This window comes from Gordoniibacillus kamchatkensis, from assembly GCF_000829455.1.
Taxonomy (GTDB): Bacteria; Bacillota; Bacilli; order Paenibacillales; family NBRC-103111; genus Gordoniibacillus; species Gordoniibacillus kamchatkensis.
Map to the genome: position 1 here is coordinate 1 of NZ_JXAK01000120.1, position 6813 is coordinate 6813.

Annotated in this window: 7 protein-coding genes; all 7 read right to left on the reverse strand. The window is 61.4% G+C overall.

Annotated elements, in window-relative coordinates; translation table 11 throughout:
- Nucleotides 1-163 precede the first annotated feature (163 nt).
- The 7 genes from SD70_RS32010 to cobD all read right to left on the reverse strand — a co-directional run bounded on the left by SD70_RS32010 (nt 164) and on the right by cobD (nt 6120).
- Entirely contained in the window at nt 164-1360 is a 1197-nt protein-coding gene (locus SD70_RS32010) for an aminotransferase class I/II-fold pyridoxal phosphate-dependent enzyme (protein ID WP_041052679.1), read from the reverse strand.
- Nucleotides 1357-1725, reverse strand: a complete 369-nt coding sequence (locus SD70_RS32015; RefSeq protein WP_041052680.1) for an arsenate reductase family protein — start codon at nt 1723-1725, stop codon at nt 1357-1359. Before SD70_RS32015 ends, SD70_RS32010 begins: the two co-directional genes overlap by 4 nt.
- 187 nt (nt 1726-1912) lie before the next feature.
- Complete coding sequence (locus SD70_RS32020; protein WP_052488124.1) at nt 1913-2797, reverse strand: RluA family pseudouridine synthase; 885 nt, start codon at nt 2795-2797, stop codon at nt 1913-1915.
- Nucleotides 2798-2856: 59 nt separating this feature from the next.
- Entirely contained in the window at nt 2857-3429 is a 573-nt protein-coding gene (locus SD70_RS32025; RefSeq protein WP_041052685.1) for a cob(I)yrinic acid a,c-diamide adenosyltransferase, read from the reverse strand.
- Nucleotides 3426-4655, reverse strand: a complete 1230-nt coding sequence (locus tag SD70_RS37325) for a cobyric acid synthase (protein ID WP_331436870.1) — start codon at nt 4653-4655, stop codon at nt 3426-3428. The genes SD70_RS32025 and SD70_RS37325 overlap by 4 nt, the downstream gene beginning before the upstream one ends.
- 2 nt (nt 4656-4657) lie before the next feature.
- Complete coding sequence (locus SD70_RS40045; RefSeq protein ID WP_331436871.1) at nt 4658-5002, reverse strand: nucleotide-binding protein; 345 nt, start codon at nt 5000-5002, stop codon at nt 4658-4660.
- On the reverse strand, nt 4999-6120 hold the full coding sequence (cobD, locus tag SD70_RS37330) for a threonine-phosphate decarboxylase CobD (RefSeq protein WP_041052686.1): 1122 nt from the start codon (nt 6118-6120) through the stop codon (nt 4999-5001). The genes SD70_RS40045 and cobD overlap by 4 nt, the downstream gene beginning before the upstream one ends.
- Nucleotides 6121-6813: the final 693 nt, after the last annotated feature.

The window sequence follows — 6813 nt, forward strand, 5'->3', positions numbered from 1 at the left end:
GTTGCTGCTGTTGCTGTTGGCTGTTGCTGTTGGCTGTTGCTGTTGGCTGTTGCTGTTGGCTGTTGCTGTTGGCAGTTGCTGTTGCCGCTGTTGCTGCTGTTGGCAGCTGCCTATTTGCCTGGGCATAAGCCGCCAATCCCCATGGACGGTGCACTGCCTTACGTCAGCGCGAACTTGGCGGCCGATGGGAACGCACAAATTCCCCCATACGCCGCCCTGCCTCACGCAGCCGCTCCTCGTCCTGCACAAGTGCAATGCGCACATAACCTTCGCCCTCGGCTCCGAAAGCGTCGCCCGGAATAACGACAACACCTGCATGCAGCGTCATTTCCCGGGAAATTTGTCGAGATGTCCAGCCGTCCGGAATCGGCGCCCAAACGAACATTGTCGCCTTCGGCTTCGGGATCGACCAACCGTAGCCGGCCAGCGTCTCAAGCAGCGCGTCACGCCTGCGTTCGTACAAAGGGCCGACGGACTCTCCCCGTTCCATATCTTCTTCAAGCGCCGCGATCCCGGCCTCTTGAACCGCCAAAAACACCCCGTAATCGATGTTCGATTTCAAAATTTTCAGCGCCGAGATGACATCCGGACGGCCGACGAGGAAGGCGATTCGACAGCCGGCCATATTGAAACTTTTCGACAAGGAGTGAAATTCGACGGCGACGTCCTTCGCTCCCTCGACTTCAAGCACGCTCATCGGCTCATAGCCGTCGAACGCCATTTCAGAATACGCCAAGTCGTGTACGACGATCAGCCCGTAGCGCCGGGCAAAGTCCACCAGCCGCTCGAAAAAGGCTCTGTCCGCCACGGCCGAAAGCGGGTTGCTCGGATAATTCAGCAAAATAAACTTGGCCTTGCGGGCGATCTGCTCAGGGATAGCGTCAAGCTGCGGCAAATAGCCGTGCTCCTCGCGCAGCGGCAGCAAGTAAGGCTCCGCTCCGGCAATCGTCAAGCTGGCCGTGTAGATCGGGTAACCCGGGTCGGGCACAAGCACGACGTCGTCCGGGTCGGTAATCGCCAGCGCCAGGTGGGCAAGCCCGTCCTGCGAGCCCATCAAAGCCAGCACTTCGCGCTCAGGTTCGAGCTTAACCCCGAAGCGATGCTCGTACCAGCGGGCTACCGCAGCGCGGAAACGGGGACTGCCCTCCGACGTCGGATAGCCGTAATTAGCAGGGTTAAGCACTGCTTGCTGCAGAGCCTCGATCACCCGCGCAGACGGCGGACGGTCGGGACTGCCGATGCCAAGATCGATAACGTCACGTCCCGCCTCCAGCGCCTCGCGCTTCCAGCTCGCCACCTCCGAGAAGATGGCCGAGCCGAGCCCGCCGAGCCGTTTCGATGCCGCTTGCCGCCCGTTCATGTCCGGTCCCCCCAAATCTGCTCGTACTGCTCCTCCTTAAAGCCGACGGTGACCGTCCGGCCGTCCGTCACGACCGGCCGCTTGATCAATCTGCCATTCGACGACAGCAGCCGAATCATCTCCTCTTCCGTCATCCCCGGCAGCTTATCCTTCAGCCCCATCTCCTTGTACACTTCGCCCGACGTGTTAAAAAACTTCCGCACGCCCAAACCGCTCCGTTCGATCAGCTTCTTCAGCTCTTCCGGGGACGGCGGCTGTTCGAACAGCGCCACCGGCTCCACCTCGTGGCCGGCCTCTTTCAGCCACTTCACCGCGCTGCGGCACGTTCCGCATTTGCTGTATTCGTAGACGGTCAACTTGCTCATCGGAATGTTCCCCTCTCTCGCTTTCGCTTGCAACTTTCATTACATCACAACTACGGCAAAAAGGACAGCCTCCCGCATTCGCTTCGGCGGCCGTCCTTTTTACTGCGTCGGAAAGAATCAGCTGCGCCTATACTTGGCTGACTCCGCTACGGTAAACGCGCACGTCCTTAAGGACGGCGTAAACCGTTTATCCTTGCACCGGTTCTATATCCCGCACCGTCCGCACCAGCTCGCGCATATCGGCCGGCAGCGGCGCTTCGATCTCGAGCCGCCGCTTCGCCGCCGGATGCTCGAAGCCAAGCTTCGCCGCATGCAACGCCTGGCGCGGGAACGGCGGCGGCAGCTCGGCTCCGCCCGGCGGGCCGTACATTTTGTCGCCGACGAGCGGATGGCCGATATGCTTCATATGAACGCGAATTTGATGCGTGCGCCCCGTCTCGAGCCGAAGCTGCACGAGCGTATGCCGCTCATAACGCTCCAGCACCTCATAGTGCGTCACCGCCGGGTAGCCGTTCGGCGTGACGATGCGGACGTGCGGCTGCTCCGGGTCGCGGTCGATCGGACCGTCTACGGTGCCGCCGTCCGCTGCGACGACGCCATGTACAACGGCGCAATATAGCTTGGTAACGGTTCCCGCTTGCATTTGCTCGGATATTTGCTGGTGCGCGTACGGATTTTTGGCGATGCAGAGTACACCCGACGTTTCCTGATCGAGCCGGTGCACAGGCCTGAACCTGTGCGTCTCGCCCCGCTCCCGCCAGTAATGGACGACGGCGTTTGCTATCGTGCCAACGTAATGGCCGTGCGTCGGATGCACGATCATGCCCGCTTCCTTGTTCACGACGAGCAAATGCTCGTCTTCATAAAGAATGTCGAGCGGCAAATCCTGCGGCAAAATGTCGTCGGACTCCTCCGCCTCCATTCTCACCTCGACCACATCGCCCGCCGCCAGTTTGACGGTCGTATAGCGGCGCTCGCCGTTGACGGTAATGCCCTGCTCCGTCAGCTTGAGCCGCGAAAGCAGCTTGCGCGACATGCCGAGCCGGCGGTGCAGCACCGTTTTGAGCAGCATGCCGTCATCCTCCGGTGGGACTACGTAGACGATCGGATCGTAGTAGCGCGTTTCGGCGGTCACTTGCGGCGAAACACCTCGCCGCTGCGCACGTATTCGACGTCGGACTCGCCCTCGCGGTGATTGGCGGTGCGGGCGATCGTGAAAAACAGATCCGACAGCCGGTTCAAATAGCGGCGCACTTCCTCGTTGATCGGCTGCGTGCGGGCCAGCGTCACGACGCGCCGCTCGGCACGGCGGCACACGGTGCGGCACACGTGCAATGCGGACGAGACCTGGCTTCCTCCGGGCAAAATAAAGCGCGTAATGTCCGGCGTTTCCGCGTCGTATTTGTCAATCCAGGTCTCCAGGTTGTCGACCATGCCTGCGTTCACCTTGTAAGGGCGCGCTTCTTGCTTTAGCACGGCAAGATCGTGGCCGCAGTCGAACAGCTCGTGCTGCACTTGCAGCATGTCGGCAAGCAAGTCGGTGTACAGCTCCCGTTTGGCCGCCATGAAGCCCATTGCCTGGCCGAGGAAGCAGTTCAGCTCGTCGACCGTGCCGTAAGCTTCGACGCGAGCGTCGTCTTTGTCCACGCGGCCTCCGATGACGCCGGTTTGCCCGGCATCGCCGGTGCGGGTATAAATTTTCATTGGAAAGTCCCTCCGTTTTGCGGGGCGGTCAGCCCTATCATCTCATAGATTCGGTTCATATCCAAATGGCTCCGCACATGCGCCGCCAGCCGGTCGAACGCCCGCTCCCGGCGTTCGCGGAAGCGCACCTGCGGCGGCAGCGGCCGAAGGCCTTTGGCAACGCGCAGCTCGTTGAGCCACGCCCGCCGCAGCTCGTCGTTGTGGAGGATGCCGTGCACATACGTGCCCCACAGACGTCCGTCCGCGGCGGTAGCCCCGTCGCCATGCGGCGTCGCGCCTTGTTCGGCGATCAGAAAAGGGGCGGCCACAGGCTTTGTGTAGCGGGTGCGTCCCATATGAATTTCGTAGCCGTCGATGGCGCATGGCGATTTCTGTATCCCGTCTGAGTTGTTGAAAAGCATCGCCGTTCCTTGCACGCGCACCGTCCGCTTCTCCGCCGTAAAGACCGTTTCCGCCGGCAGCAGGCCAAGTCCGGCAAGCTCCTGAAACTTGTCGGACTCGAAGCCTCCGGGGTCGAGCAAACGCTCGCCCAGCATTTGGTAGCCGGCGCATATGCCGATCAGGTGGCGCTGCAAGCTTTTGACGTGGTTAATGATTAACGGCTCTAAACCTTGCTGCCGCAAGTAGAGCAAATCTTCAATCGTGTTTTTGCTGCCCGGGAGCACAACGGCGTCCGGATTGCCCCATTCCGAGGCAGCGGAGACGAAGCGGACACGCACATCCGGCTCCAGCAGCAGCGGGTCGATGTCCGTGAAGTTGGAAATGCGCGGAAAGCGGATGACGGCGACGTCGATGTCGGCATGTCCATCCGATCGCTCCGCAGCGTAGACGGGACGGCGCTTCGAGTCGAGCGAAGCCGAGTCTTCGTCTTCGATTCCGAGCTCCGGCAAGTACGGAATGACCCCGAGCACCGGCTTGCCGGTTTTCGCTTCGAGCCAGTCGAGGCCAGGCTGCAGCAGGCTGGCGTCACCCCGGAACTTGTTGATGACGAATCCCTCCACACGGGCGCGTTCGGCGGGTGACAAAATCTCCAGCGTACCGACAATCGAAGCGAAAACGCCGCCCCGGTCAATGTCCGCAGCCAGCAGCACCGGCGCATCTGCCCATTCCGCAGCGCGCATGTTGACGATGTCCCTGTCCTTCAGGTTCACTTCCGCGGGACTGCCGGCCCCTTCCAGCACGACGATATCGGCCTCCGCGCGCAGTCTGGCGAGCGCTTCCTTCACGATCAGCCCGCCTGCGGCAAATACGACTCGCGGTACGTGCGGGCGTCCAAATCGGCGAGCGGCTTGCCGTGGACGACGACTTGCGCTACCATGTCCTGCTTCGGCTTCAGCAAAATCGGGTTCATGTCGGTCGTCGCCGCAACGCCGCATGCGTCCGCCTGCACGCCTTGGGCGCGGCCGATTTCCCGGCCGTCCGGCGTCACGTACGAGTTGAGCGACATGTTTTGCGACTTGAAAGGCCGCACCCGGTAACCGTCCTGGGTAAAAATGCGGCAAAGCGCCGCCGTCAGGATGCTCTTGCCGACATCCGACGAAGTGCCCTGCACCATAATCGTGCGCGCCGTCATCGCCCGTCCTCCTTCGGGTGCGGCTCATCCCGCATCGCCTGCAGCGTTTCGCCGAGGGCGGCAAGCAGCCGCTCGTTGTCGGCGCGCAGCTTGACGGCGAGGCGGAGCCAGCTCTTGTCGAGGCCGGCGAACCGCGATGCGTCGCGAATCAGCACGCCGCGCCCGCCGAGCCGGCGCTGCAGCTCGGGCACGCGCCCGGCCAGCTCGTCCGGCAGACGGCACAGCAAAAAGTTGGCGGCAGCGCCAGGCACAACGCGCAGCCCGAGGCCGCCAAGCGCAGCTGCAAACCAAGGGCGCTCGTCCTGCAGCCAGCGCAACGTCCGTGCGGCGTACCCCGCTTCATCGAGTACGGCGCAGCCGATCCACTGCGCGAAGGCGTTCACGCTCCACGGCACTTGCCGCTCCTTCAGCTCGCGGATGCGGTCCGGATGGGCGACGAGGAACCCGAGCCGCACGCCGGGAATCGCATAAAACTTCGTCATCGAGCGCACGACGAACAGGCGCGGACTGGCCGCCGCCCGACGCATCCAGGTCAGCTGCCGCTCCTCGGGAACGAAGTCGAGAAACGCTTCGTCCAGCGCGAGCATCGCCCCCTCGCTCGAGGCCGCAAGCTCCAACAGGGGCTGTGGCACGAGCGCTCCTGACGGGTTGTTCGGATGGCCGAGAAAGACGAGATCCGAAACGGCCAAAGCGTGTTCCAGCGGCTGGCTCTGCAGCGTAAAGTCGTCCCCGGCGCGCAGCGGGATCGTATGCACGTCCCCTCCGGCATGCGCGACCGCCTCTTCGTATTCGACGAAAGCGGGCTGCGCCAACGCCGTCACGCCCGGCTTCAGCACGCGCACGAGCAAATCGATCAGCTCGGCGGCGCCGTTGCCGACGAGGATGCTTTCCGCCGGAATGCCGTAATGGGCGGCAAGCTTCCCGCGCAGCTCGCGCACGGCCGGGTCCGGATAACCGGCGATGTCGCGCCACCGCTCGCGCAGCACGCGCTCAACGGAAGGCGGCGGCCCGAACGGATTCATATTCGAGCTGTAATCGAGAAAATGTTCCGGCGATCCGCCGAATGTCTCCGCCGCCGTCTGCAAATCCCCGCCGTGACCGTATCGTTCCAACGTCATGCCATCACCTCCTGGTAGAACGTTTTAGTGTGTACCCCGCCTTGGAGGGCGAGGGTTCTATACATATGCAGGTTGAACAGAAAAACTGCCGTTCTTTCTTGCTCGCCTTCTTGTTCTTGGCCGTCCTTAAACTTGAAAAACTTTCGGCTAGCAAAAGGAGACGGCCTGCGCCGTCTTTCGGATGAGCGCCCTTCCCGATGAAATATTTGCACGTTTATAGGTCTCAGTTAAATTTTGGGGAATCCCTTGCTGTCGAACGGTACGTTACAGAACATGGAAAATTCATTGATTAGGGGAATTCCTGCCCCTGCCGATTAGCGGGAATTAGTTTCGTTACGGGTGGTCCGTGCCCGTCTATCCGCGGACGGAACTGCTTCCGTTAAGGGTGACCCGGTGCCCATCTATCCGCGGAATAACGGAACTGCATGCGTTCCGTTAAGGGTGACCCGGTGCCCCTCCATCCGCACAATAACGGAACGACGTTCCGTTATCAGCCAATTTCCCGAGTATTTCCCGAAATTAACGGAACGAGAGTACGTTATCCCCGCAGTTTAAGCGAGAATTGCTCTTGTTTCTGACCGATAACGGAACAACTGGACCTCTGTCAAGAAAGTGGACACTCATTAAGGGAATTTAGCTAATGCCTTTGTAGTAAAGAGCCTCGAATCGATCGGGCGAAAGATAACCGAGAGA

Bases quoted from the DNA above. Each gene is read 5' to 3' on its own strand.
- SD70_RS40045 (WP_331436871.1), bottom strand. From the start codon at position 5,002: ATGACGGCGCGCACGATTATGGTGCAGGGCACTTCGTCGGATGTCGGC.
- SD70_RS32025 (WP_041052685.1), bottom strand. From the start codon at position 3,429: ATGAAAATTTATACCCGCACCGGCGATGCCGGGCAAACCGGCGTCATC.
- SD70_RS32010 (WP_041052679.1), bottom strand. From the start codon at position 1,360: ATGAACGGGCGGCAAGCGGCATCGAAACGGCTCGGCGGGCTCGGCTCG.
- cobD (WP_041052686.1), bottom strand. From the start codon at position 6,120: ATGACGTTGGAACGATACGGTCACGGCGGGGATTTGCAGACGGCGGCG.
- SD70_RS32020 (WP_052488124.1), bottom strand. From the start codon at position 2,797: ATGCTGCTCAAAACGGTGCTGCACCGCCGGCTCGGCATGTCGCGCAAG.
- SD70_RS32015 (WP_041052680.1), bottom strand. From the start codon at position 1,725: ATGAGCAAGTTGACCGTCTACGAATACAGCAAATGCGGAACGTGCCGC.